We start from the raw sequence: 24641 nt of genomic DNA on the forward strand, positions 1-24641 counted from the left end.
TGTGGTCAGGCCTTGGCGTTGGCCACGATCAGCATGAAGGCGGGAATGTCATCGCCGAAGCCAACCGGTGTGGGGCCATCGTCATGGTCGCGATAGTGGCGGCGACGGTCGCGGTTGTCGTCATTGGCGTGCAGCGGATTGCGACTGTTGCGGTCGGAATTGCGCGGGGCCTTTTCCTGCTTGCGTTCTGCTTTCACCTTGTCGTCTCCATGAGCCGCGATATCTGCGTCCGCAGCGGATTGTGCGCCCTGATTGATGTTTTCGACCGGTGCGGCGTCCCGGCGGTTACGGTCGCGGCCTCTGCCGCCCCGTTCCTTGCCCCGACGGCCAGAATTGCTTTCAAAGCTTTCCATCGGCGCGGGGAGGGTGGAGAGATCACCGTTCAGCCACTCTATCTTTTCGCCGATCAGCTTTTCGATGGCGTCGAGATATTTGGTGTCGCTTCTGGTGACGATGGTGAAAGCCTTGCCCGAGCGGCCGGCACGGCCGGTGCGGCCGATGCGGTGAACATAGTCTTCCGAATGAATGGGAATATCGAAGTTGAAGACGTGGCTGACATCGGGGATATCAAGCCCGCGTGCGGCGACGTCCGAGGCGACGAGCAGCTTCAGATTGCCGTCCTTGAAGTTCTGCAGCATTGTCGTGCGCGAACGCTGGTCCATGTCGCCATGCAGCGCGCCGACGGAAAAGCCGTGGCGGTCGAGCGAACGGAAAAGATCGGCCACATCCTTCTTGCGGTTGCAGAAGATGATGGCGTTCTTGAGTTCAGCCTCTTCGGCACGGACGAGATCGCGCAGGACGGCGCGCTTTTCGTAGTCCTTGTTATGGGCGGCGACGATGCGCTGGGCAACGGTCTTTGCAGTAGAGGAGGGCTTGGCGACCTCGACACGGACGGGGTTCTGCAGGAAGCGATCAGCCAGCTTCTGGATTTCCGGCGGCATGGTGGCCGAGAAGAACAGCGTCTGGCGGGTGAAGGGGATCATCTTGGCGATGCGCTCGATGTCAGGAATGAAGCCCATGTCGAGCATGCGGTCGGCTTCGTCGATGACAAGGATTTCCACGCCGGTCATCAGCAGCTTGCCGCGTTCGCAATGGTCAAGAAGGCGGCCAGGGGTGCAGATCAGCACATCGGCGCCACGTTCCAGCTTGCGGTCCTGGTCTTCGAAGGAAACACCGCCGATCAGGAGGGCGACGTTCAGCTTGTGATTCTTGCCGTATTTCTCGAAATTCTCCGCCACCTGTGCCGCAAGCTCGCGCGTCGGCTCGAGGATCAGCGTGCGCGGCATTCTGGCGCGTGCGCGGCCCTTCTCAAGCAGGGTCAGCATCGGCAAAACGAATGACGCGGTTTTGCCCGTGCCGGTCTGTGCGATACCGCAGATATCACGCTTTTCCAGCGCCGGCGGAATGGCGCCAGCCTGAATGGGTGTCGGCGTCGTGTAGCCGGCATCTGCAATAGCGGAAAGAACTTTTTGGCTCAGGCCAAGATCAGAGAATGTTGTCAAAGGAAGAACTTTTTCCGTTCTGGTTCGGTAAGAACACCTGCGTGCCGCGACGGCACTTGCAAAGACTTGGCGCGGGGATATGCCCAAATTGCCGGAAAGTCAAGGAAACAACGGGAAAAGCGCGTTAAACGTGCCGCTTGCGGCTGGGCTTTTAAGCCTCAGGCGTGGTTTTTCGGGATTTATCGTTAAAAGAGCAAAAAAAGCGTTAAAACCGGGACGCTATTTCAAATAGGTTTTAAGCTCTGCCCCGGCGATCAGAAACCGCATCGGATCCACGGGCGTATCGTTGCGGCGCACTTCATAATGCACGTGCGGACCGGTGGAACGGCCGGTGCTGCCGGCGCGGCCGATTACGTCGCCGGCTTCGACCCGGTCGCCGGCCTTGACCAGAATGGCGGAGAGATGGCCGAATCGGGTGGAGACGCCCTGGCCGTGATCGATCTCGACCATATTGCCGTAACCGCCGGAATTTTCCGCCACCGTCACTTTCCCCGCGCCGGTGGATTTGACGTCGGCGCCGGTCTCGGCACGAAAATCGATGCCGGTATGTAGCGCCGGGCGGCCGAGAAACGGATCCATCCGATTGCCGAATCGACTGGTGATCGCCCTGCCGGGTGCCGGGTTGCCGAAGGGCAGGGTCGTCGCCGTTTCCCTGACGACGTCCAGCCGGTTGAGAGCGGTGTCGAGATTGGTCAGCGACAGGCTGAAGGGATCGGTTTCGCCGCGCTCTGGTTCCGCATAGGGTCCGCCAATGTCGGCGGTGCCGCTCTCATCGATCTTGAGCCCGGCCTGGCGGATAATGTCCTGCATCGCGCTCGCCTTGTCTTCGGCGTCGCTCGTCAGTTGCGCTATCCGCGATATCTGCTGGCGCTCGATGTCCTTCAGCGACAGAGTTACCTTCGAAAATACGCGATCGGCGCGGTCCGAGGGCGTCTCGCCGCCTTCCGGCTGGTAAGCAGCCCGTCTGTCGTTCGCGGTGGGTTGTTCCGGCTGTGGTGCGCGCGGTGTCATCAGCTTTTCGATCGCCGAGAGACCGCCCGACAGATCGGCGCGTTTTTCCGGCGCCATCGCGTTTGAAAGGGACGAGGGTGCTGTCGGCGACGTCGCGACGCCGGAGTTTTCCGCGCGTTCCAGCAGTTCGCTCATGCGGCCGTGCCGCGAGCTCAGCGCCGCCTGCTGTTGCAGAAGCTTTTCCACTTTCTTTTCAACGACCTGCTGATCCAGCAACTGCCTGGAGGTGACGCGGTCCACCTGGGCTCTCAGGGCTGCGATGCGGTCTTCGTAATCGTTCTGAATGCGGGTCTGGCGCGCCATTGTCGCGCCGATCAGGTCGTCCCGCAGGATAAGGTAGCCGGTGGCGCCGAGATAACCGAGCGAAAAAAGGCCGATCGTGCAGCCGGCAAGCGCCGCCATCCACGGCCGGATGGTCATGTGCCGCACCTTGTCGCCGCGCGCGAGAATGAGCACGTGCGGCTCACGCTTTTTGCCAAATACCCGGTTTTCCGCCGTATCAGTCACAATCTCTCTCCGGACTGGCCGATTTCTTGAAGGAAATCATAATTCGTTAAGGTTAACGAAGTTTTGCCGGAGTGGCGTTTCGGCAGCGTCGGCTACTGGCTGACGGATGTGAGCGAGCGGTAAAAGGATGGCGTCAGGCCGGCCTCGGCGCGGGCAAGGTCATTAAAGGGCGGTTTCAAAGGGCCGCGGAAATTGGCGCGCACCAGTAGCCTGAAGGTCGCGGCCGGATCCTTCTTCTCACGGGCACAGAGGAACCGGAACCATTTTGCACCGATGGCGACGTGGCCCTTTTCGTCATTATAGATGACGTCCAGAACGGCAGCGCTTTCCAGATCGCCGGTTTCGCGCATCTTCGCCTGCAGGGAAGGGGTGACGTCCAGTCCGCGCGCTTCGAGGATGAGCGGCACGACGGCAAGCCGTGCGGTGAGATCGTTGCGGGTGGAATGCGCCGCCTGCCACAGCCCGTCATGGGCGGGCAGATCGCCATAGTCGGCACCGAGGCTTCTCAGCCGGTCGCGCACCAGCTGGAAATGTTTTGCCTCCTCGAAGGCGACCTGCATCCAGCCATCGAAAAAGGAGTGCGGCACCGGCTCGCTGGCATAACGGGCGACAATGTCGAGCGCGAGATCGACGGCGTTGAGTTCGATATGGGCAATGGCGTGCAGCAGCGCGATACGGCCCTTGACGCTGTGAAGCGAGCGGCGTTCCACTGCGGTCGGCGGAACGAGTTCCGGCTTTTCCGGCCTGCCCGGGCGCTCTGGCAGGGGCGGGTCCAGCGGAGAGCGCAGCGACAGGCGGCGCTCAAACCACCGTGTCGCCGTCTCCTGTGCGAGCGCGGTCTTCCTGTCGAGATCGGCGCTTGCGATAGCATCCGTCGCACCACCGCGCAGCGACATGATTTTGAACGGGGGCATCACAACGGGTTGGTCCCTCAGAGTTTCTTCGCTGCGTCGAGAACGGCTTGGGCATGGCCGGCGACCTTCACTTTGTTCCAGATCTCCGCGATCTTGCCGTCCGGTCCAACGAGGAATGTGGTGCGTTCGACACCCATGTATTTTTTCCCATACATGCTTTTTTCCTTCCAGACGCCATAGGCTTCCAGAACCTTCCTCTCTTCGTCAGACGCGAGCATGACGGAAAGCGAATGTTTTGCCGCAAACTTGTCGTGGCTTTTGACGCTGTCGGGCGAGATGCCGATGACAACCGTGTTGGCCGCTTCGAATTCGCCGCCCAGCGCGCTGAAATCGATCGCTTCGGCGGTGCAGCCGGACGTGTCGTCCTTGGGGTAGAAATAAAGAACGACGGCCTTGCCTTGGAGTTTGGACAATGTCACCGTCCCTTCACCGTTGCGGGGCAAAGTGAAATCGGGAGCCGAGCCGCCAATCGTCAAGTCTGTCATAATCTACCTTTCTTTCGCCGGGATGTTGAGTGAAAGTTGCCACATTCGATATATAGCGAAACCGCGCGTCGTCCAGATCACGATTGGGATTTCAGATCGTTTCGACCTCAAATCCCAATCGTGATCCGGGCTAAGGAATTTGAGCGGGATTCCAGACGAGGACCGCTTACACTTTTCGCCATCCCGCTCCGGTGTTGCGGCGAAACAAGAGCTATTCAGGGGCAAATACGGGCGTATGGCTGAAGTCAGGGGTGAAAAGGTCAAGTTCGGCAGGCGCGATATCGTTGCGCTGCACGATCTGCCTTCGGCTCAGGCCGAGGATCCCATCATCGTGCATTGTCCGCCGCCGCGTTCCATGGCGCGTGCTTTCCTCAAGGTTTTCGCGGCTCTTTTCGTGCTCGCCTTCCTCTCCCTCGGCGGCATCATTCTTTCCGTCGAGACCGGTTCGATTGACAATGCGCTGTCCAGCCAGGCGCAGCAGGCGCTGGAACGGGCGCTCGGACCGCATTACAGCGCGCGAATCGGATCATCGGCGATCAGATTCTCCACCGGACTGCGCCTTGCGCTGGTGGCGGAGGATGTGGATATCGTCGAGAAGGAATCCGGCCAGCATCTGAGCAGGGCGCGAGCGATCGGCATGGCGCTCGATCCCCTCGCGCTTCTGGCGGGTCGCGTGTCGGTGGAGAGCCTAGAAGCCGACGGGATGGAGCTGGATACGGCGCTTTTGCCCAAGGGCAACGGGTTCGATCTTGCCAGCGTCAAGCTCGACGCCGTGCCGCTGCAATTGCAGGAAGCCTTCGGGCAGCTCGACAAGCTGGCACAGGCTTTCCTGAGCAGCGGAACCGAGGAAATCGATATTTCCAGCGTCTCCGTTCATCTGCCACCGGGCGAACTGGGAAAGCCGCGCACCATCGAAGTGCGGGAACTGTCGCTGACGCCAGACCAGCAGGGCGGCTATTCGCTTGACGGGGAAACGCTGTTCAACGGCGAAATCGCCAGCGTGTCACTCAAGACCTCAGGTGCGGGCGGCGTGATCGACGGTTTCCAGGCCCGTATCGATGGCTTCGACATTGGCCCGTTTCTGGAAAAATACGATCCGGACGGAAACCTCCATGAGGGGCTGAATGTCAAGACGGGCATCAACATCGTTGCCCGCCGGGCCAAGGAGGGGCAGGAGCCGCGTCTCGACATCTCTCTCGGCCTCGGTAACGGCACGCTTCGGATCGGCGGCGAGGCCCAGCCCTTCACGGCCGGCACTGTGAACGCGCGCTACGATTTCGCAAAAAGCACGCTTGTCATCGACAACTCGCGGGTGGAACTTGGACGTACGATCATTCCGGTCGCCGGCGTAATCAGCGATACGGAGGAGGGTTTTGGTCTGTCCCTCCGCATCGACGATGCGGTTGCTTCGTCCGAAGCCTCGGGCGAGGCCCCGGTTCCTTTCAGCCTGAAGGCGGACGGTCACTTCACGGCTGCGACGAAGCAACTCGACGTTTCATCGCTTTATGTCACGAGCCCACTCGGAGACATGGCGGGATCGCTGAAAATGCGGTTCGGCGAAGGGTCGCCCGAAATCAGCTTCGGCGGACAGATACCGAAGATGGAGGCCACGGCAGTCAAGCAGCTCTGGCCTTTCTGGATGGCGCACAAGCCGCGCGACTGGGTGGTTTCCAATCTTTATGGCGGCACGGTCACCAATGGCTCCATCGCAATCTTCATCCCGCAGGGCCGGATGTGCGGTCCCGGTTGCCCGCTGGTGCTCGGCGAGAGCGAAATGCAGATTCGTTTCGACATTGACGATACGCGCCTCAACACCACCGGCGACATTCCGCCCCTGCGTGATGTCGATGCGCATTTCGATCTCGTAGGCGGGAAGATGGCCGTCGAAATCAAGCGGGCGACGTCCTATTTCCCGTCCAACCGTTCGCTGGCGCTTGAGAACAGCCGGTTCGTGATTTCCTCGGTTTATGACAAGCCTCTGCTTGGAAATCTCGAACTCAGCGTATCGGGCTCCGCAGATGCCGTAGCGGAGCTTGCGACACTGAAGCCGATCAATGCGCTCAAGGACACGCAGTTCAAGCCGGAGGATTTCGCCGGCGATGTGCAAGCCAATGCGAAACTGACCATCGGCCTGCTTTCCAGCCAGAACCCGCCTCCGCCGGTGTGGACGGCCGATCTCGATCTGAAAAACCTGTCGCTGACGAAACCCTTCGCCGGCCACAAGGTGACGGCGCTGGACGGCTTCATGACGTTGAACGACCGTCAGCTCCTGCTTCAGGGCAAAGGCCGCGTCGATGACGTGCCGATGGATATCGAGATGACGGAGCCCGTGCGCAAGAACAGCGGTGTGGCTCCCACCCTGTCCCTGAAGGCCACATTGACCGAGACACAGGTTGCCAAACTCGCGCCGGAGCTGTCCTCGGTTCTCGGTGGCACAACCGTTTTGGAGATCGACGGTGCCGATCCCAAACGCCAGGACGTAAGGCTCGATCTGACCAAGGCGTCGATCATTCTTCCGGGGCTTGGCTGGAGCAAGGGCATCGGCATTCCGGCAAAAGCCGCCTTTACCATGGAAGTGGCGGACGGTCGTACCGCAATCACGGATTTTTCCCTCGATGGCGATGGTTTCGGCGCCGCCGGCGACATTGCCTTCAACAAGAGCGGTCTGATCTCGGCCGATCTCAGCCGCGTGCAGCTTTCGCCCTCCGATAATTATGCCGTTTCGTTGGCTGCTTCGAAAAACGGCTATATTATCAATGCTTCCGGAAAATCCGCGGATCTAAGGCCTTTCCTGTCGAAGCTGCGCAGTCCCGCCGGCGGTGGCGATGGTACGTCTCGTTCGCAGCCATCTCTTTCCATCAAGGCGCAGTTTGACAAGGTCTACGGGTTCAACGATGAGATCCTTGCCAATGTCAATTCCGATGTCAGCGTGCGTGACGGCAAGGTGCGCTCCATCGATTTTCGCGGCGTGACCGGCAACGGACAGGCGGTGGTCGCGCAGACCACCAATCGCGGCGCGACGGGGACTGTGACATTGACCAGCAGCGATGCGGGTTCGCTCGCGCGGTTTGCCAATATCTACAGCCGCATTCGTGGCGGCCTTCTCAACCTAGCACTGACGACCGCCAATGGCAGCGACTGGAGCGGCTCGCTGGATCTGCGCAATTTCTCGGTGGTCAACGAGGCCAAGTTGCAGGACATCGTCGCAACGCCGACGGGCGAGGATGGCAGGAGCCTCAACAATGCGGTCCGCCGCAATATCGATGTCAGTTCGGAGAAATTCCAGCGGGGTTTTGCCCGCGTCGTTTATGTCAACGGTTCGATCGCGGTGGAAAACGGGGTTGTGCGCGGTGAACAGATCGGCGCAACGTTTCAGGGGCTGCTGAAGGATCAGAATGGCCGCATGGACATGACCGGCACCTTCATGCCCGCCTACGGGCTGAACCGGCTGTTCGGCGAGTTGCCCTTTATCGGCATCTTCCTCGGCAACGGCCGCGACCGCGGCCTGCTCGGCATTACCTTCAAGCTTTCCGGCCAGACGGACCAGCCGAAGCTGACGATCAACCCGCTGTCGCTGATTGCGCCCGGTGTTTTCAGGCAGATTTTCGAGTTCCAGTAACAAGGGCCGCTTTCGCGGCCCTCAATGACAGGTTCGGTGTGGGCGTCAGACCGGGCGAACCAGCACGTGCTTCTTCTTGCCTACCGACAGCTTGATGACGCCGTCGCCGGTCACTTCGCCGGTGCCGATCATCTGGCGCTCGTCGGAAACGCCCTGATCATTGATCTTCACCGCACCGCCCTGAACATGGCGGCGGGCCTCGCCATTCGAACCGGCGAGACCTGCACGGACGATGAGCGAGAGGACGCCGACGCCAGCTTCAAGTTCGGAGGCCGGAACCTCGATGGAAGGCAGGTTTTCGGCCAGCGCGCCTTCCTCGAAGGTCTTGCGCGCCGTTTCCGCGGCTTCTTCCGCAGCGGCACGGCCGTGCAGGATCGCGGTTACCTCGGTCGCCAGGATTTTCTTGGCCTCGTTGATTTCCGATCCACCGAGCGTAGCCAGACGGGCGATCTCTTCCATCGGCAGGGTCGTGAAGAGCTTGGCGAAGCGAACGACGTCGGCATCTTCGGTGTTGCGCCAGTATTGCCAGAAATCATAGACCGGCAGCAGGTCCTTGTTCAGCCACACGGCGCCCGAGGCCGACTTGCCCATCTTCGCACCCGAGGAGGTGGTCAGAAGCGGAGAGGTCAGCGCGTAAAGCTGCGGTGTCCCCATGCGGTGACCCAGGTCGATGCCGTTGATGATGTTGCCCCACTGGTCAGAGCCGCCCATCTGCAGGCGGCACCCCGTGCGCTGGTTCAGTTCCACGAAATCGTAGGCCTGCAGGATCATGTAGTTGAATTCGAGGAAGGACAGCGACTGCTCGCGGTCGAGGCGCGTCTTCACGCTGTCGAAGGACAGCATGCGGTTGACCGAGAAGTGGCGGCCGACATCGCGCAGGAATTCGAGGTAATTCAGACCACGCAGCCAGTCGGCGTTGTTGATCATCAGCGCCGGGTTCTCGGCGCGATCGTAATCGAGGTAATTGGCGAAGACATGCTTGAGCGAGGTGATGTTGTCCTCGATCATGTCGACCGTCATCAGCTTGCGCGCCTCTTCCTTGAAGGAGGGGTCACCCACCATGCCGGTGCCGCCGCCCATCAGCGAGATTGGCTGGTGGCCGGTCTTCTGCATCCAGTGCAGCATCATGATCTGTGTGAGGTGGCCGACATGCAGACTGGAAGCCGTCGGGTCATAGCCGATATAGGCGGTCACGGTTTCCTTGGCGAACAGTTCGTCGAGACCTGCCTCATCGGAGATCTGGTGAATGAAGCCGCGCTCATCGAGCGTACGGAGGAAATCGGACTTGAACCTGGACATAACCTTTTACTTTCTGGTTTGATCTGTGCGGCCATCGAAAACCGATGACCGTGGCGGCTTTATCATTGTTTTTTGAAATGTGCACCCGTTTCGGCCATGAATGTCGGGATTCGAGGCAAGAATGATTCGAGATTGCAGGGGAGCGGAAGGTGGGCGAGGTCAAAACGGCAATCGGACTGATGAGCGGCACATCGATGGACGGCATCGATATCGCGCTTCTGCGCACCGATGGCGAGAGCGTGGTGCGGCATGGGCCGAGCGGTTATTTTCCCTACGATCCCGGCCTGCGGGCCATCTGGCAGAAGGCGCTGACGACAGCCAAATCCATTCGCGAGCGTCGCGAGCGCCCCGGCGATCTTGATGAGGCCGAGCGCAAGCTGACGCTTGCCCATGCGGCGGCGGTGAAATCCTTTCTCCACCGTCACCGGCTTCAGTCCGGCGACATCGATGTCATCGGTTTTCATGGCCAGACGGTATTGCACCGGCCGGATGAGGCGCTGACGGTCCAGATCGGTGACGGACCTTTGCTGGCTGAAGAAACCGGTATCGATGTTGTTTACGATATGCGCGCCAACGATATGGTGCATGGCGGGCAGGGAGCGCCGCTCATTCCCGCCTATCACATGGCGCTGTCTGCCAATCTGCCTGACGGGTTCGAAACGCCTGCCGTTTTCGTCAATATCGGCGGCATTTCCAACCTGACATATATCGGCGAGGGCGGACAGCTTGCTGCTTTCGATAGTGGCCCCGGCAATATGCTGATTGATCAGTGGATCGAGGCGCATACCGGCAAGGCTTTCGACAAGGGCGGCAAGACGGCGGCGGGCGGCAGCGTCGTCGCGTCGCTGGTGGCGCGTTATATGGAAAGCCCGTTCTTTTCCGGTAATATTCGCCGTTCGCTGGATCGTGGCGATTTTGCGCCCCCGGAAAAGGGTGAGGTCTCGCTGGCCGATGGTGCACGGACTTTGGCGCATCTAACGGGGGCCGCCATTCTGAAGTCGGCAAGCTATCTGCCGGAGGCGGCGAAGACCTATGTGGTCTGTGGTGGCGGTCGGCTCAATCCGGTGATCATGGCGGAGTTTGCAGAACTTGCCGCCAAGGTCGGTGCGCGGGTGATTGCGGCTGAAGAGGCGGGGTTCGATGGCGGCGCGATGGAGGCGGAGGCCTGGGCCTATCTGGCCGTTCGGTCGCTGAAGGGGCTGCCGCTGACCTATCCCGGTACGACGGGGGTGAAGGAGCCGGTGACGGGTGGGGTTTTGGTGCGCTCGTGAAAGCTGGCGGGTGGGGCTTACCCCCCTCTGCCCTGCCGGGCATCTCCCCCACAAGGAGGGAGATCAGCTAGACGCCTGCTCCTCGCCTGAAACTCTACCGTTGAATACGGCCGAAAGGTCGCCGCGATTCGATCTCCCCACCTGTGGGGGAGATGCCCGGCAGGGCAGAGGGGGGTAAACCCCATCCGCCGTCTATAACGATATGACGCGTAATTAAACGCCCCAAATCACCGAATACGCTTGGCAGCCGGTTCCGGCACAAGCTCGCCGTTCAGGCGACGGTCGAGATAGTCCTCGCATTCGCCCATCAGCTCATCCACCTTGCCGTTGAAGAAGTGGTTGGCGCCGGGGACGGTGCGGTGGGTGATGAGAATGCCCTTCTGCGTCTTCAGCTTTTCGACCAGGCCGTTGACGTCCTTTTCGGGCGCGACCTTGTCGGAATCGCCGTTGATGATGAGGCCAGAAGACGGGCAGGGCGCAAGGAAGGAGAAGTCGTAGGTGTTCGGCTGCGGGGCAATCGACATGAAACCTTCGATTTCCGGGCGGCGCATCAGAAGCTGCATGCCGATCCAGGCGCCGAAGGAGTAACCCGCCACCCAACAGCTCTTGGAATCCGGATGCAGGCTCTGCACCCAGTCGAGCGCCGAGGCGGCATCGGAGAGCTCGCCCGCACCGTGGTCAAACTCGCCCTGGCTGCGGCCGATGGAGCGGAAGTTGAACCGGAGCGTCGTGAAGCCGCGCTTCTGGAAAAGATAGAAGAGCTGATAGACGATCTGGTTGTTCATCGTGCCGCCGAACTGCGGGTGCGGATGAAGGATGATCGCGATCGGCGCGCTCTTTTCCTTGGAGGGTTGATAACGGCCTTCGAGGCGACCCGCAGGGCCGTTAAAGATGACTTCGGGCATTGGTACTCCGGTCGTGTTTTTTCATTCTCCAACCGCATTCTTCCGATGAGAAGACTTGACGAACTCTGTCATCTTTTCTAGAACGCAGTTTAGAATAATTCGAAACTTTGCGTGTGCTAAAGCACTCGGGTGGTGTCATAAGGCAAGCGCAACTGTAATTTCAAGAAAAATGCGTTTTCGCGCATTGAAGATTGGATGAAGCCTTTCGGCGATGACGGTTTTGACGCGCACATATATGGACTGGAACGCCACGGCGCCGCTTCTGCCGGCCGTGCGGGAGGTGCTTGTGTCTGCGCTTGATCTTGCCGGCAATCCGTCTTCCGTCCACCGGGAAGGGCGTGCCGCCCGCGCGGCCGTCGAGACGGCTCGCCGGGAGGTTGCGGCGCTTGGCGGCGCTGAGCCGGCGCATGTGACCTTTACCAGCGGTGCGACGGAAGCGGCCAATCTGGTGCTTGCGCCGGAATTCAGGATGGGACGCAGCCCGGTTCGGGTAAGCCGGCTCTATGTTTCCGCCATCGAGCATCCCGCATTCCGCGAAGGTGGCCGTTTCGAAAAGAGTGACGTAACGGAAGTTCCCGTTACGTCAGCGGGTGTCCTTGATCTTGCCGCGCTTGAAGCGTTGCTGTCTTCGCATGACAGGTCGTCCGGGCTGCCGATGGTCGCCTGCATGCTGGTGAATAACGAGACCGGCATCCTTCAGCATGTGGCGGAAGCGGCGCGGCTGGTTCATGCGGCGGGCGGCCTGATGGTTGTCGACGCTGTTCAGGCTGCCGGCCGCGTGCCGCTCGATATCAACGCGCTCGATGCGGATTTCCTTGTGATTTCGTCTCACAAGCTCGGTGGCCCGAAGGGTGCCGGCGCTCTTATCTCGCGCGGCGAGGTGATGATGCCGAAGCCGCTGATCCATGGTGGCGGCCAGGAAAAGGGTCATCGTTCGGGTACGGAAAATACCCTGTCGGTCATCGGTTTCGGTGCCGCTGCGGCTTTTGCCTCCCGGAATGTCGAGGTTGAGGCGACGCGTCTTTCCGCGCTGCGGGCGCGGCTGGAAAACGGTATGCGCGTGAACGCGCCTGATGTAATCATCCACGGTGACGATGTCACGCGCGTCGCCAATACCACGTTTTTCACGCTTCCGGGCCTGAAGGCCGAGACCGGGCAGATCGCCTTCGATATAGAAGGTATCGCACTGTCGGCAGGGTCGGCCTGCTCATCGGGCAAGGTGGGCGAAAGCCATGTCTTGACCGCGATGGGGCGCGATCCCAAGCTCGGCGCGCTCCGGATTTCGATTGGCCACGCGACTGACGAGGCGGACATTGAACGGACGCTCGCGGCGTTTGCGAAAATTGCCGGACGGCGCAAGCTTTCCGGTCAGGCCGCGTAAAATGCGGCAAAGAATTGCGGATTAGCAATTTTCCGCTTGCCGGGATGTGTGAAAAGCGCCATCCCGCACCTACATGGGTATAAGCTCTGCCCCGGCTGACGGCTCGGAGCGATTTGCCCGAAGATGAATAAGGCGGCTTTCCGCCTTGATACGTTGACAAGCCACCGGACCTTGGCTCCGGCGAGATTGGAGAACGACATGGCAGCGGTTCAGGAAACGATCGATCAGGTCCGCCAGATCGATGTGGACCAGTATAAATACGGCTTCGAAACCAATATCGAAGTCGACAAGGCCCCGAAGGGTCTTTCGGAAGAGGTGATCCGTTTCATCTCGGCCAAGAAGCAGGAGCCGGAATGGATGCTGGAATGGCGTCTTGAGGCTTACAAGCGCTGGCTGACGATGGAAGAGCCGACCTGGGCGCGCGTCAGCTACCCCAAGATCGACTTCAACGATCTCTATTATTATGCCGCGCCGAAAAGCACCCCCGGCCCGAAGTCGCTCGATGAAGTCGACCCGGAGCTGCTGAAGGTCTATGAAAAGCTCGGCATTCCGCTGAAAGAACAGGAAATCCTCGCCGGCGTCGAAAAGCGTCAGGTCGCTGTTGATGCCGTGTTCGACAGTGTTTCGGTCGTCACCACCTTCAAGGCGGAACTGGCTAAGGCCGGCGTGATCTTCATGTCGATCTCGGAAGCCGTGCGCGAGCATCCGGAGCTGGTGAAGAAATATCTCGGCTCGGTCGTTCCGACGACGGACAATTTTTATGCGACGCTGAACTCCGCCGTCTTTACTGACGGTTCCTTCGTATTCGTGCCGAAGGGCGTTCGTTGCCCGATGGAGCTTTCGACCTATTTCCGCATCAACGAGAAGAACACCGGCCAGTTCGAGCGCACGCTGATCATCGCCGAAGAGGGTGCCTACGTCTCCTATCTGGAAGGCTGCACCGCTCCCCAGCGCGACGAGAACCAGCTTCACGCCGCCGTTGTTGAACTCGTGGCGCTCGATGATGCCGAAATCAAATATTCCACCGTCCAGAACTGGTATCCGGGCGACAAGGAAGGCAAGGGCGGCATCTACAACTTCGTGACCAAGCGCGGCGATTGCCGTGGCAACCGCTCGAAGATCTCGTGGACGCAGGTGGAGACCGGTTCGGCCATCACCTGGAAATACCCGTCCTGCATCCTGCGCGGCGATGACAGCCGTGGCGAGTTCTATTCGATCGCGGTCTCCAATGGTCACCAGCAGATCGACAGTGGCACAAAGATGATCCATCTCGGCAAGAACACGTCGAGCCGCATCATCGCCAAGGGCATCGCCGCCGGTTTCTCGGAAAACGTCTATCGCGGCCAGGTCTCGGCCCACCGCAAGGCGACCAACACGCGTAACTTCACGCAGTGCGACTCCCTGCTGATCGGCGACAAGTGCGGCGCTCATACCGTGCCTTACATCGAGGCGAAGAACTCCTCCGCGCACTTCGAGCACGAGGCGACGACGTCGAAGATTTCCGAAGACCAGCTGTTCTATTGCCTGCAGCGCGGCATTCCCGAGGAAGCGGCGATCGCGCTGATCGTCAACGGCTTCGTGAAGGAAGTCATTCAGGAACTGCCGATGGAATTTGCCGTGGAAGCGCAGAAGCTGATCGGCATTTCGCTGGAAGGCTCGGTCGGTTAACTCCTTGCTCGACATCATCCTCGGGCCTAACCCGAGGATCTACGGCCTTGGCCTGAGCAGAGACAACCCACTTCCCGGATCCTCGGGTCAAGCCCGAGGATGACAGATGAGAGATTTGAGACAAGCCCTGATGGGGCGCACGAGGCGGTCCTTGAAACCGCACCATGAACAGGAACAATACCATGCTTGAAATCATCGACCTGCACGCGAAGATCGCCGATACCGAAACCGAGATCATCAAGGGTCTCAACCTGAAGGTTGCCGCTGGTGAAGTTGCGGCCATCATGGGCCCGAACGGTTCCGGCAAGTCGACGCTGTCCTACATCCTGTCGGGCCGTGAGGACTATGAAGTCACCTCCGGTGACATTCTCTATAACGGCGAAAGCATTCTGGAGCTGGACGCTGCCGAGCGTGCGGCCAAGGGCATTTTCCTTGCCTTCCAGTATCCGGTCGAAATTCCGGGCGTCGCTACCATGCAGTTCCTGAAGGTTGCGATGAACGAGCAGCGCAAGGCGCGCGGCGAGTCCGAGCTGACGACGCCTGATTTCATCCGCCGCGTCAAGGAAGCGGCCGGCGATCTGAAGATCGACATGGAGATGCTGAAGCGTCCGCTCAACGTCGGTTTCTCCGGCGGTGAGAAGAAGCGTGCCGAAATCCTGCAGATGGCGCTTCTGGAGCCGAAGCTCTGCGTTCTCGACGAAACCGATAGCGGTCTCGACATCGACGCGCTGAAGATCGTGGCTGACGGCGTCAATGCGCTGAAGTCGCCGGATCGCGCCACCGTCGTCATCACCCACTATCAGCGCCTGCTCGATTACATCGTGCCTGACAGCGTTCACGTTCTCTACAAGGGCAAGATCATCCGCTCGGGTGACAAGGCTCTCGCGCTGGAACTGGAAAACAACGGTTACGCCGACATCATCGGTGAAGCGGCCTGATCGAAGGCCAGGAGGTGATGTCCATGAACATTCAAGCTACCAACCGGCTGACGCCAGCGGAAACCGCGCTGGTCGATGCCTACACCGCCAAGTTCAGCGAGCTGCCCGGCGACGGCGCCGTGGTTGCCGCGCGTGACGTGCTGTTCGACGATCTGAAGACCGGTGGTCTTCCGACACGCCGCATCGAGGCCTGGCACTATACCGATCTGAAGAGCCTGCTGCGCACGGTTCCGGAAGACCGGCCCGCGCCTGTCATCGAGAAGGCTGCGTCGATTATTGCCGGTTCGCCTGTGGCTTACATGCTGCATGGCACGGCCGATATCGGCAAGGTCGATGGTGTCAGCGTATCGCGCTTTGCCGACAGCCTGCTCGACGGCTCTGCCGCGGCTGGCCTTGCGGAAGCCAGCAAGGATGACACGATTGGCCGCATCAATGGCAGCTTTGTGCGTGACGGCCTCGTGGTCGAAATTCCCGCCGATGCTGAGCTCGACAAGCCGATCGAACTGCAGGCTATCCATGGCGCAGGCCAGGTTCACAGCCGCTTCCCGGTGCGCTTCGGCAAGGGTTCGAAAGCGACCGTCATTGAGCGTCACCTTTCGGTGACGCCCGATGCGGCGCTGGTCTCCTCGGTCAGCGATATCGTCGTTGAGGATGGCGCGGAAGCAACCTGGATCCTTTTGCAACAGCAGGGTGCCGCCGATATTCACCTTGGCCAGCTGCGCATCAAGCTTGGCGCGGAAGCCAAGTTGCGTCTCTTCCTGATCAATGCCGGCGGCAAGCTGGTGCGTCAGGAACTGCGCATCGATGTGGAAGGCGAGGGCACCGATCTCATCGTTCGCGGCGTCAACCTTTTGGGTGGCGAAACCCATACGGACGTGACGATGGTTCTTGGCCACAACGTACCGAACACGACCTCGACGGAAGTTTTCCGCAACGTGGTGTTCGACCGCGCGAAGGGCATTTTCCAGGGCATGATCCGGGTCGCACCGGATGCCCAGAAGACCGACGCGAAGATGGCGTGCAACACGCTGCTCATGTCTGACGATGGCGAGTTCTCGGCAAAGCCGGAACTGGAAATCTTCGCCGACGACGTTCAGTGCGGCCATGGCGCGACGGTTGCCGATATCAGCGACAACCATCTCTACTACCTGATGGCACGCGGCGTTCCGCGGGCAAAGGCACGGGCGATGCTCGTCAACGCTTTCGTTGCCGAGATCGTCGAGGAACTGGAAGAAGAAAATCTGGTAGAGGCGCTGGAGACGATCATTTCCGGCTGGCTGGAGCATCACGCTTAGCAACCTCTCCGTCGTCATCCTCGGGACGAGCCCGAGGGTGACGTGAAGCAGCGGTAACGGCTGCAAAACCCGGAGCTCTCCAGAAGAGCACCATGAAAGGGCCCGAGAAATGGACCAGACCGCAATGGCGGCCCCTTATGACATCGAAGCCGTGCGCCGGGATTTCCCGATCCTGTCGCGCGAGGTCTATGGCAAGCCGCTGGTCTATCTCGACAACGGCGCGTCCGCTCAAAAGCCGCAGGTGGTGATCGACGCCGTTTCGCATGCTTATGCAAATGAGTACGCAAACGTGCATCGCGGCCTGCATTTCCTCTCCAATGCCGCAACCGACGCCTATGAGGCGGCGCGCGAAAAAGTGCGCCGGTTCCTCAATGCCGGTTCGGTGGACGAGATCGTCTTCACCAAATCCTCCACCGAGGCGATCAATACGGTCGCTTACGGTTATGGCATGCCCAAGATCGGCGAGGGCGACGAGATCGTCATCTCGATCATGGAGCATCACTCCAATATCGTGCCATGGCATTTCATCCGCGAACGGCAGGGCGCCAAGCTCGTCTGGGTGCCGGTTGATGATGACGGCGCATTTCATATCGAGGCTTTCGAACAGAGCCTGACGGAGCGCACCAAGCTCGTTGCCATCACCCATATGTCGAATGCGCTCGGCACCATCGTGCCGGTCAAGGAAATTTGCCGCATCGCGCATGAACGTGGCATTCCGGTGCTGATCGATGGATCACAGGGCGCTGTTCATATGCCTGTTGATGTGCGCGATATCGATTGCGACTGGTATGTGATGACGGGCCACAAGCTTTACGGTCCCTCGGGCATCGGCGTGCTCTATGGCAAGGCCGACCGGCTGCGCGAGATGCGGCCGTTCCAGGGCGGCGGCGAGATGATCCTCGACGTCTCCGAAGACAATGTCACCTATAACGAGCCGCCGCATCGTTTCGAAGCGGGTACGCCGCCCATCGTGCAGGCGATCAGCCTCGGTTATGCGCTCGATTACATGGACAATCTCGGCCGTTCCGCGATTGCAGCACACGAGGCCGATCTTGCCGCTTATGCCGCCGAGCGGCTGCGCGAGATCAATTCGCTTCGCATCATCGGTAATGCACCTGATAAGGGTGGTATCTTCTCCTTCGAGCTTGAGGGCATTCACGCCCATGACGTCTCGATGGTGATCGACCGGCGCGGCGTTGCCGTGCGGGCCGGCACCCATTGCGCCATGCCGCTCTTGAAACGCTTCGGCGTTACCTCCACATGCCGGGCATCGTTCGGCCTTTACAATACCCGCGCCGAAGTAGACTCTCTTGTCGAGGCGCTGGAATATGCGCGCAAATTTTTCGCCTGATATCGCAGCTTGAAATCAGGATTGAGGTTTAAGACCATGACTGCCGATGCCACTGCAAAGACCCAGGATGCGACCGAAGCTCAGGAAAAGGTATCCACCATTCCGCCGGATGAGCTTGCACGCCTCAGCGACGATGTGATCGCGGCGCTGAAGACCGTTTATGACCCGGAAATTCCGGCCGACATCTTCGAACTCGGGCTGGTCTACAAGATCGATATCGAAGACGACCGGATGGTCAAGATCGTCATGACGCTGACGGCCCCCGGTTGCCCCGTCGCTGGCGAAATGCCGGGCTGGGTGGAGAACGCCGTTGGCGCCGTCGAAGGTGTTTCCGGTGTCACCGTCGAAATGACGTTCGATCCGCCGTGGACGCCGGACCGCATGTCGGAAGAAGCGCAGGTTGCCGTCGGCTGGTACTGATTTGATTTTGCCTGGTGTCATCCCTTGATGACATCGTCAGGCGCACTTAAATTGAATTCCATAAGCATCGAGCCTTGAACTCGATTGTCGAAGGAGAATGGGCCCATGGGCTTTGCAATCATGACCATGACCGGGGCTGCTGCCTCGCGCGTTAAAGCGATCGTCGAAAATTCCGGACCGGACGCCAAGGGCGTGCGCGTCGGCATCAAGAAGGGCGGTTGCGCGGGCATGGAATATACCATCGACCTCGTGACTGAGCCGGATGCGAAGGACGATCTGGTTGAATTCGAAGGCGCGAAAGTCTGGGTTCAGCCTTCCGCCGTGCTTTATCTGCTCGGCACGCAGATGGATTTCGAAGTGACCAAGATGCGCTCCGGTTTCACCTTCAACAATCCGAACCAGACCTCTGCCTGCGGCTGCGGTGAATCGGTTGAGCTGAAGCCTGCGGATCTCGCCGCGCTTGCGAAGCAGCGTGAGGCAGAAGCCAGCGTTTGATTGGTTACGCTATCTCTGCGATGGAGAGGTAGACATTCTTATGCACACAGCGCTCCCACAATCGCGACGTCATCCTCGGGCTTGACCCGAGGGTTCCATCCCCGTCAAATCGCTTGAGACGTTTGTAGATCCTCGGGTCAAGCCCGAGGATGACGGATGACAAGTTTCAGGTTTTTTCCGCAGACTGCGTCTCACGCAAAATCAGCTTTCCAAGGATCATGACTGCTGTTTGAAGGCTTCGATGAAATCGGCCAGTGGATGGATTGATGGCGTGGTCATCAATAGCGGTTCGAGAGCCGCGGCGATCTCCCGGCAATCTTCTGCAGTGAGTGGCCGCAGGCTTGACGTGATCCTGTTATAGTCAGGCGTCCCGCGCGATGCGAGCGAGCGATGGATCACAAACACTTCCGTCTGCCCGTCCTGTCGCTCCACAAAAAGGGCAAGCGATCCGCCGTCTGCAGCCGCAGCGCTATCGGATACGGATTTGAACATCGAGACTCCATGCGGTAGGTGTCCGGAGAGCCTATCCGATTGACGTCATGAAGCAAGATTGAATGCGGATGGTTTCAGTGAGGGGGGTAGCGTGGGGAATAGCAGCAGCTCGATTGATGTTTGGACACTTGGCCTCGTTGCTGCCGGCATTCTGGTCGGCCTGACGTTGGTTGTCGGTATTCTTTTCCTCTCCTTTTCTTGGGAGGCTAAAGCACGCAGGCGCGTGTCATCAGCCACCACGGAAGGCGTTCAGTTCGAACGAACTGAAGGCGGCGAGTGGCCAACGGTGCGTGGAGACGGGGGCGGAGGGGGCCATCATTGAACGGGCGGTTCACGTGTTGAGACCGGCAGGGGAGAGCACGGCCACGGCAAGGGCGGCGGTAAATGCTGCTTTCGCGCACGTCACCCTAGGCGGCGGTGTGGGTCTTCGTGAGGCCGCCGCGATTGATGATTACGCGAGCCATGATGTGCTTGCCGCCCGCCGCGCCGAGGATGAAAAGGACGACTGGTCTGCGATCTCGGTGGAGGACGTGAACCTCCACTCCGCCAGTCCTGCGTTTTTTGATGCCGAAGCAATGCGGTTTCATCTGCCCGCCTACATGATCGCCGATCTCGACGGTTGTTACCGGCACGAGTTCGTGCCCCATCTGCGCGGTCGCCCGGAGAAATTTGCGCTGTTGAACGACGCTCAAAGGCGGGCCGTTGAATTATATTTGCACGCCCTCCTGCAGCGAAACAACCCGCCGTCTTACCAGTCCGATGTAGAACAGGCGCTTGAGGAATGGTGGCAAGCCGCAGATCGTTAGGCCGGATTGATCACTCGTGTCTCAGGGCTTCGATCGGGCTGAGACTCGCCGCCCGCCGCGCGGGAAAATAGCCGAAAATCACGCCGATGGCGGCTGAAAAGGCGAAGGCGAGGAAGATGATCGATGGGCTGGTGACGAAAGGCACGTTGAGGAAGCTGACGACCGCGTAGGCGAGGCCGAGGCCGGTGAGGATGCCGACGATGCCGCCGAAGGCCGAGAGCATCACCGCTTCCACCAGAAACTGTGTCAGCACCTGTTTTTCCAATGCGCCGATGGCAAGCCGAATGCCGATCTCACGCGTGCGCTCCGTGACCGAGACCAGCATGATGTTCATGATGCCGATGCCGCCCACGAGAAGGCTGACGGCGGCGACCGCGCCGAGAAGCCCGGTGAGAAGCGTCGTCGTGCCGGTCATGGCGGAAGCGATCTGCGTCATGTCGTTGACAGTAAAATCATCCTCGCGGCCGATGTTGATGCGGCGGCGCTCGCGCAGCAGGTTTTGCAGGTCGCTCTGCACCTTGGCGGTGGAAACGCCATCCTGCGCCGAAACCATGATCGAGGAAATGGTGGTGGTGCCGCCAATGCGCCGCTGGTGGATTTTGAGCGGCATGATGATCGTGTCGTCCTGATCGTCGCCGAGGCCGGACTGGCCTTTGCGGGCGAGAACGCCGATGACGGGGCAGGAGATGTTGCTGACGCGGATCGTCTGTCCCACAGGGTTTTCCGCCCCGAACAGTTCCTGTCGCACGGTTTCGCCGATGATGCAGCCGATCTGGCCGCCGCGATCTTCGGCGGGCTGGAAATCTCGACCAAGTGCGATGGTCCAGTCCTGCGCGATCAGATAGTCGTTCGTGGTGCCGATGACGCTCGTCTGGTGGTTCTTGCCGCCGAAAATGACGGTTGCGGCGGAACTGCGGTTCTGCGGTGCGACGGCGCGGATGCCCGATATCTGGTTGCGGATCGCCTCGACATCGCGGTCATCGAAGCGCTTGGCCTCGGTGCTGGCGCGGCCGGGGCCAAACTGGCCGGGGCGCACGAACAGCATGTTGGTGCCGAGCCGTGACAGTTCCGATTTTACCTGCTCGGTCGTACCGTTGCCGATGGTGACCATGGCAATGACGGCGGCCACACCAATGACGACGCCGAGCACCGTGAGAAAGGAGCGCAACAGGTTGCGGCTGATGGCGCGCAACGCAAGACGCGATGTTTCAAAGAACATCCAATGTCTCCTTATGATCCGCGGCGCTATCGGAGGCGAGGTGGCCGTCGACAAAACGCAGCAGGCGCCCGGCATAAGCGGCGATATCCTCCTCATGGGTTACCATGACGACGGTAATGCCCTTGTCGCGATTGAGCGAGGTTATCAGTTCCATGATTTCGACGCTCGTCTTCGTATCGAGATTGCCGGTCGGCTCGTCGGCCAGAAGCAGCGCGGGGCGGGTGACGATGGCGCGGGCAATGGCCACACGCTGCTGCTGGCCGCCTGAAAGCTCCTGCGTGGTGTGATCTTCGCGGCCTTTGAGGCCCACCTGCGCCAGCGCCTCCATGGCGCGCTCACGCCGTTCCGAGGCCTTCATGCCCCGATAGATCAGCGGCAGTTCGACATTTTCCACCGCAGAGGTGCGGGAGAGAAGGTTAAAGCCCTGAAACACGAAACCGAGCATGTGCCGGCGCAAGAGCGTCAGATGTTCGTTATCGAAGTCGCTGGTCGCCACGCCCTGGAAGAGATATTCGCCAGCCGATGGGACGTCCAGACAGCCGATGATGTTCATCGAGGTGGATTTGCCCGATCCCGACGGTCCCATGATGGCGACGAATTCCTTCTCGCGGATCGACAGGCTGACGCCGTCGAGCGCGCGGATCGTCGCTTCGCCGCGACCATATTGCTTCACGACATCACGGAACTCGATGAGCGGCGGCTGTTGCATGCGCTTGTCCTCCGTCAGCCGGCGTTACGGGCCGTTGCGTCGGTAATTATCTGGTCATCGGCTTTCAGTTCGCCAGATTTCACCACGGTATGCTGGCCGTCGGTGGAGCCAGTTTCGATTGCGACGGAAACCGGATTGTTGTTGCGCAGCACCCAGACCGTCCTTTTACCCTGGGCGGCCTGGCCGGCATCGCGGTTTTGCGGGCGGCCCATGCGGGGCGGGCGGAACAGGCTCATCAACCCGCCCCCACGCGAAGCGGATTCGCGCGGCGGTGTATAACGAAGCGCGGAATTGGGTACCAGCAGGGCGTCCTTGATCTCTTCAACGATGATATTGGCGGTTGCCGTCATGCCGGGGCGAAGCAGCAGTTCTGCGTTGTCGACCGTCAATATGCCCTTATAGGTCACCACGTTGGATACGGTTTCCGAGGCGAAGCGCACGGTCTCGATCTCGGCCGGGAAGCTGCGATCGGGATAGGCATCGACGTTGAATGTGGCCTTCTGCCCGGTTTCCACCTTGCCGACATCAGCCTCATCCACCGAGACCTGCAGCTCCATGTGGCGCAGATCGCCGGCGATGGTGAAGAGAACAGGGGCATTGAGCGAGGAGGCGACCGTGGCGCCGGGATCGACGCTGCGGGTGAGGATAACGCCATCGATGGGCGAAACGATCTTGGCCTTGCCCAGATTGACCTCAGCGAGCCGCAGATCCGCTTCCGCCGACAGCACGGTCGCCTCATTAACCTCAAGCGTTGCGGCCGCCGCATCATGGGTGAACTGCGCGGCGTCCAGATCCTGCTGGCTGGACACTCGGTTCTTAACCAGGGATCGCAGGCGCTCCATGGATGTCTTTGCCGAGCCAAGGTCCGCGCGGGCCTTCAGCACATTGGCCTTGGCGGAAGCGAGCTTGGCGCGGGCGCTCTGCACGTCGGCTTCCAGCTTGTTGGTATCCAGCTCCGCCAGAACGTCTCCGGCCTTGACCGGGGTATTATAGGTGACGTTGACCTTGCGCACCGTGCCGGACAGTTCGCTCGATATATCAACCTGATCCGTCGGCTGAACCGAGCCGGTGGAGGTGACGATGACCGAGAGATCGCCCTGACGCGCTGCTTCCGTGGTGTAGCTATAAGCCACACCGCCTGCGCGTGACTGGTAATAATAACCAAGACCGCCGCCAATCAGCACAATGGCTGCTGCCACATAGAGGAACCGACGCGACTTTTTCTTGCGGCCGTTTCTGGTCGTCCCCAAAATCTCGCGCAGATCGGGCTGGCTGTTTTTGGTATCGCTGCCACTGGTATTGGCGTCATTCATTCTCGTCACCCGCAAAGTTCAAAATACTACAGAGAGTTGCCGCCGCTCTCCGGTTTGTTCGTCCGTCTGTCGCCGTTATATTCCTCTGATTGTGGGAAGTGACATAGCTTGCCCCAAGGGTGAAGTGAAAACTTGGTAATATTTATGATAGTTCTGGTCTGCTAGAGATAGGTATTCGAAAAGCCGATGCCACAGATGCGGCAGAGGTTTCAGCAGCGACATTCAGGACGATGATGAAATGAACGACAATGTGGTGAAGTTCCGCAAACCGGTGCCGCCGAAGAAGCCGCGCGAACCGCTCGGGCCAAAAGCGAAGAGGGCATTGACGATTGTGGCTGTCATATTGTTTTTCGCGGCCGCATGGGGCTATTTCACGCTGATGGGGCAGGGGTAGAGCAAAGTGCTGGCATAGGCGTTCTGCTTGGGAGCAGGATGGAAGTATGCAAGTCGGCTAAAGCGGTGGGCCTCCGCCGCTCATTCTGATCACGGGGATTGGCCAAGGCGGTTGTCGGGCGACTACCGTGTCGCCCGACAAGTTGCCCTTAGCCGACTAGCCGCAAACGGGCATTTTCGAACGGATAACCTTCATCATCAATCGCGCGACGGGAAAGCTCCTGAAAGCCGAGCGATCTATAGAAGCCCATCGCCTGCACGTTTTCAGTATAGGCTTCAAGCGAAAGCTCGCCCTTCAAATTCAGCGCGTGCGAAACGAGTTTACGCCCGATACCGAGGCCTTGATGGCACGGGGAAACAAATAAGCCGCCGATGAAAGTGTCGAGCAGGCTGATAAAGCCCGCAGCTTGGCCGTTTAATGTTGCGACCCACGTTTGGGCGCCAGGCAAATATTGTTCCTCAATAAGTGCCTTTTGCTCCATCAAACGACGCTCGCCGATAAACGGATGAGCAAGCAACGAGGCTTCGAGCCAGATGTTGGAGAGATTTACTGTGTCCGAGGCCTCGAAAGGCCGGATGATAACGTCCTCGAATTTCATGAGAACTCCGCAGAAAAGATATGCAAAAAGGTCCGGCTACCGATACTGG

Annotated in this window: 22 protein-coding genes; 11 read left to right on the forward strand and 11 right to left on the reverse strand. The window is 59.9% G+C overall.

Features of this window, described 5'->3' with window-relative positions:
- Positions 1 to 5: 5 nt before the first annotated feature.
- The 4 genes from BLU28_RS07000 to bcp form a co-directional block, all read right to left on the reverse strand.
- Complete coding sequence (locus tag BLU28_RS07000) at positions 6 to 1502, reverse strand: DEAD/DEAH box helicase (RefSeq protein WP_006698787.1); 1497 nt, start codon at positions 1500 to 1502, stop codon at positions 6 to 8.
- A 219-nt stretch (positions 1503 to 1721) separates the two neighbouring features.
- The gene (locus BLU28_RS07005) at positions 1722 to 3020 is read right to left on the reverse strand and encodes a M23 family metallopeptidase (protein WP_077986214.1); all 1299 of its coding nucleotides are present in this window, start codon (positions 3018 to 3020) and stop codon (positions 1722 to 1724) included.
- A 92-nt stretch (positions 3021 to 3112) separates the two neighbouring features.
- Entirely contained in the window at positions 3113 to 3934 is an 822-nt protein-coding gene (locus tag BLU28_RS07010) for a ferritin-like domain-containing protein (RefSeq protein ID WP_077986213.1), read from the reverse strand.
- Between the two features lie 17 nt (positions 3935 to 3951).
- Positions 3952 to 4419, reverse strand: coding sequence for a thioredoxin-dependent thiol peroxidase (gene bcp / locus BLU28_RS07015; RefSeq protein WP_022556473.1), 468 nt, complete (start codon positions 4417 to 4419; stop codon positions 3952 to 3954).
- A gap of 235 nt (positions 4420 to 4654) precedes the next feature.
- Between bcp and BLU28_RS07020 the strand changes: the two genes are divergently transcribed.
- On the forward strand, positions 4655 to 8038 hold the full coding sequence (locus tag BLU28_RS07020) for a YhdP family protein (RefSeq protein ID WP_077986212.1): 3384 nt from the start codon (positions 4655 to 4657) through the stop codon (positions 8036 to 8038).
- Between the two features lie 45 nt (positions 8039 to 8083).
- Here BLU28_RS07020 and tyrS read toward each other — a convergent pair whose 3' ends face one another.
- Positions 8084 to 9337, reverse strand: coding sequence for a tyrosine--tRNA ligase (gene tyrS / locus BLU28_RS07025; protein WP_077986211.1), 1254 nt, complete (start codon positions 9335 to 9337; stop codon positions 8084 to 8086).
- 149 nt (positions 9338 to 9486) lie between these two features.
- Between tyrS and BLU28_RS07030 the strand changes: the two genes are divergently transcribed.
- The gene (locus tag BLU28_RS07030) at positions 9487 to 10608 is read left to right on the forward strand and encodes an anhydro-N-acetylmuramic acid kinase (protein WP_077986210.1); all 1122 of its coding nucleotides are present in this window, start codon (positions 9487 to 9489) and stop codon (positions 10606 to 10608) included.
- A 227-nt stretch (positions 10609 to 10835) separates the two neighbouring features.
- Here BLU28_RS07030 and BLU28_RS07035 read toward each other — a convergent pair whose 3' ends face one another.
- On the reverse strand, positions 10836 to 11513 hold the full coding sequence (locus tag BLU28_RS07035) for an alpha/beta hydrolase (RefSeq protein WP_003522662.1): 678 nt from the start codon (positions 11511 to 11513) through the stop codon (positions 10836 to 10838).
- Positions 11514 to 11724: 211 nt separating this feature from the next.
- Here BLU28_RS07035 and BLU28_RS07040 point away from each other — a divergent pair, with 211 nt between their 5' ends.
- From BLU28_RS07040 to sufA, 7 genes are all read left to right on the forward strand, one after another.
- Complete coding sequence (locus BLU28_RS07040) at positions 11725 to 12894, forward strand: cysteine desulfurase family protein (protein WP_077986209.1); 1170 nt, start codon at positions 11725 to 11727, stop codon at positions 12892 to 12894.
- Between the two features lie 198 nt (positions 12895 to 13092).
- Positions 13093 to 14562 carry a Fe-S cluster assembly protein SufB gene (gene sufB, locus BLU28_RS07050; protein WP_006698793.1) on the forward strand — a complete coding sequence of 490 codons (1470 nt, stop codon included), beginning with the start codon at positions 13093 to 13095 and terminating at the stop codon, positions 14560 to 14562.
- 182 nt (positions 14563 to 14744) lie between these two features.
- Positions 14745 to 15500: a Fe-S cluster assembly ATPase SufC gene (gene sufC / locus BLU28_RS07055; protein ID WP_003522658.1), complete on the forward strand. Its 756-nt coding sequence runs from the start codon at positions 14745 to 14747 to the stop codon at positions 15498 to 15500.
- Between the two features lie 23 nt (positions 15501 to 15523).
- Positions 15524 to 16795 carry a Fe-S cluster assembly protein SufD gene (gene sufD / locus BLU28_RS07060; protein ID WP_035210122.1) on the forward strand — a complete coding sequence of 424 codons (1272 nt, stop codon included), beginning with the start codon at positions 15524 to 15526 and terminating at the stop codon, positions 16793 to 16795.
- Positions 16796 to 16904: 109 nt separating this feature from the next.
- Complete coding sequence (locus BLU28_RS07065; RefSeq protein ID WP_077986208.1) at positions 16905 to 18146, forward strand: cysteine desulfurase; 1242 nt, start codon at positions 16905 to 16907, stop codon at positions 18144 to 18146.
- Between the two features lie 36 nt (positions 18147 to 18182).
- Positions 18183 to 18566, forward strand: coding sequence for an SUF system Fe-S cluster assembly protein (locus tag BLU28_RS07070; protein WP_004442386.1), 384 nt, complete (start codon positions 18183 to 18185; stop codon positions 18564 to 18566).
- A gap of 105 nt (positions 18567 to 18671) precedes the next feature.
- Positions 18672 to 19061, forward strand: coding sequence for a Fe-S cluster assembly scaffold SufA (gene sufA, locus BLU28_RS07075; protein WP_004442383.1), 390 nt, complete (start codon positions 18672 to 18674; stop codon positions 19059 to 19061).
- 216 nt (positions 19062 to 19277) lie between these two features.
- Here the strand turns inward: sufA and BLU28_RS07080 are convergent, their stop codons facing one another.
- Positions 19278 to 19553 (reverse strand): hypothetical protein, encoded by a 276-nt coding sequence (locus tag BLU28_RS07080; protein ID WP_077986207.1) that lies wholly within the window; start codon positions 19551 to 19553, stop codon positions 19278 to 19280.
- Positions 19554 to 19888: 335 nt separating this feature from the next.
- On the opposite strand from BLU28_RS07080, the gene BLU28_RS07090 reads away from it, so the two are divergent.
- On the forward strand, positions 19889 to 20359 hold the full coding sequence (locus tag BLU28_RS07090) for a DUF6714 family protein (RefSeq protein ID WP_234794376.1): 471 nt from the start codon (positions 19889 to 19891) through the stop codon (positions 20357 to 20359).
- Positions 20360 to 20369: 10 nt separating this feature from the next.
- On the opposite strand, the gene BLU28_RS07095 is transcribed toward BLU28_RS07090, so the two are convergent.
- The 3 genes from BLU28_RS07095 to BLU28_RS07105 are packed head-to-tail and all read right to left on the reverse strand — an operon-like array spanning position 20370 to position 23600.
- The gene (locus BLU28_RS07095) at positions 20370 to 21578 is read right to left on the reverse strand and encodes an ABC transporter permease (protein WP_004442376.1); all 1209 of its coding nucleotides are present in this window, start codon (positions 21576 to 21578) and stop codon (positions 20370 to 20372) included.
- Positions 21568 to 22287 (reverse strand): ABC transporter ATP-binding protein, encoded by a 720-nt coding sequence (locus BLU28_RS07100; RefSeq protein ID WP_060942378.1) that lies wholly within the window; start codon positions 22285 to 22287, stop codon positions 21568 to 21570. Before BLU28_RS07100 ends, BLU28_RS07095 begins: the two co-directional genes overlap by 11 nt.
- Positions 22288 to 22301: 14 nt before the next feature.
- Positions 22302 to 23600 carry an efflux RND transporter periplasmic adaptor subunit gene (locus BLU28_RS07105; RefSeq protein ID WP_077986206.1) on the reverse strand — a complete coding sequence of 433 codons (1299 nt, stop codon included), beginning with the start codon at positions 23598 to 23600 and terminating at the stop codon, positions 22302 to 22304.
- A 238-nt stretch (positions 23601 to 23838) separates the two neighbouring features.
- On the opposite strand from BLU28_RS07105, the gene BLU28_RS07110 reads away from it, so the two are divergent.
- Positions 23839 to 23994 (forward strand): hypothetical protein, encoded by a 156-nt coding sequence (locus BLU28_RS07110; RefSeq protein ID WP_077986205.1) that lies wholly within the window; start codon positions 23839 to 23841, stop codon positions 23992 to 23994.
- 148 nt (positions 23995 to 24142) lie between these two features.
- Here the strand turns inward: BLU28_RS07110 and BLU28_RS07115 are convergent, their stop codons facing one another.
- Positions 24143 to 24592, reverse strand: a complete 450-nt coding sequence (locus BLU28_RS07115; RefSeq protein WP_004442365.1) for a GNAT family N-acetyltransferase — start codon at positions 24590 to 24592, stop codon at positions 24143 to 24145.
- Positions 24593 to 24641: the final 49 nt, after the last annotated feature.

This window comes from Agrobacterium pusense (assembly GCF_900102105.1).
GTDB lineage: Bacteria > Pseudomonadota > Alphaproteobacteria > Rhizobiales > Rhizobiaceae > Agrobacterium > Agrobacterium pusense.

What these genes read in the sequence shown, in the direction of transcription:
- BLU28_RS07065 (WP_077986208.1), top strand. Translation starts at nt 16,905, where the DNA reads ATGGACCAGACCGCAATGGCGGCCCCTTATGACATCGAAGCCGTGCGC.
- BLU28_RS07035 (WP_003522662.1), bottom strand. Translation starts at nt 11,513, where the DNA reads ATGCCCGAAGTCATCTTTAACGGCCCTGCGGGTCGCCTCGAAGGCCGT.
- BLU28_RS07110 (WP_077986205.1), top strand. Translation starts at nt 23,839, where the DNA reads ATGAACGACAATGTGGTGAAGTTCCGCAAACCGGTGCCGCCGAAGAAG.
- sufB (WP_006698793.1), top strand. Translation starts at nt 13,093, where the DNA reads ATGGCAGCGGTTCAGGAAACGATCGATCAGGTCCGCCAGATCGATGTG.
- BLU28_RS07105 (WP_077986206.1), bottom strand. Translation starts at nt 23,600, where the DNA reads ATGAATGACGCCAATACCAGTGGCAGCGATACCAAAAACAGCCAGCCC.
- sufA (WP_004442383.1), top strand. Translation starts at nt 18,672, where the DNA reads ATGGGCTTTGCAATCATGACCATGACCGGGGCTGCTGCCTCGCGCGTT.
- BLU28_RS07115 (WP_004442365.1), bottom strand. Translation starts at nt 24,592, where the DNA reads ATGAAATTCGAGGACGTTATCATCCGGCCTTTCGAGGCCTCGGACACA.
- BLU28_RS07080 (WP_077986207.1), bottom strand. Translation starts at nt 19,553, where the DNA reads ATGTTCAAATCCGTATCCGATAGCGCTGCGGCTGCAGACGGCGGATCG.
- tyrS (WP_077986211.1), bottom strand. Translation starts at nt 9,337, where the DNA reads ATGTCCAGGTTCAAGTCCGATTTCCTCCGTACGCTCGATGAGCGCGGC.
- BLU28_RS07040 (WP_077986209.1), top strand. Translation starts at nt 11,725, where the DNA reads ATGACGGTTTTGACGCGCACATATATGGACTGGAACGCCACGGCGCCG.
- BLU28_RS07100 (WP_060942378.1), bottom strand. Translation starts at nt 22,287, where the DNA reads ATGCAACAGCCGCCGCTCATCGAGTTCCGTGATGTCGTGAAGCAATAT.
- BLU28_RS07020 (WP_077986212.1), top strand. Translation starts at nt 4,655, where the DNA reads ATGGCTGAAGTCAGGGGTGAAAAGGTCAAGTTCGGCAGGCGCGATATC.
- sufC (WP_003522658.1), top strand. Translation starts at nt 14,745, where the DNA reads ATGCTTGAAATCATCGACCTGCACGCGAAGATCGCCGATACCGAAACC.
- bcp (WP_022556473.1), bottom strand. Translation starts at nt 4,419, where the DNA reads ATGACAGACTTGACGATTGGCGGCTCGGCTCCCGATTTCACTTTGCCC.
- sufD (WP_035210122.1), top strand. Translation starts at nt 15,524, where the DNA reads ATGAACATTCAAGCTACCAACCGGCTGACGCCAGCGGAAACCGCGCTG.
- BLU28_RS07010 (WP_077986213.1), bottom strand. Translation starts at nt 3,934, where the DNA reads ATGCCCCCGTTCAAAATCATGTCGCTGCGCGGTGGTGCGACGGATGCT.
- BLU28_RS07070 (WP_004442386.1), top strand. Translation starts at nt 18,183, where the DNA reads ATGACTGCCGATGCCACTGCAAAGACCCAGGATGCGACCGAAGCTCAG.
- BLU28_RS07095 (WP_004442376.1), bottom strand. Translation starts at nt 21,578, where the DNA reads ATGTTCTTTGAAACATCGCGTCTTGCGTTGCGCGCCATCAGCCGCAAC.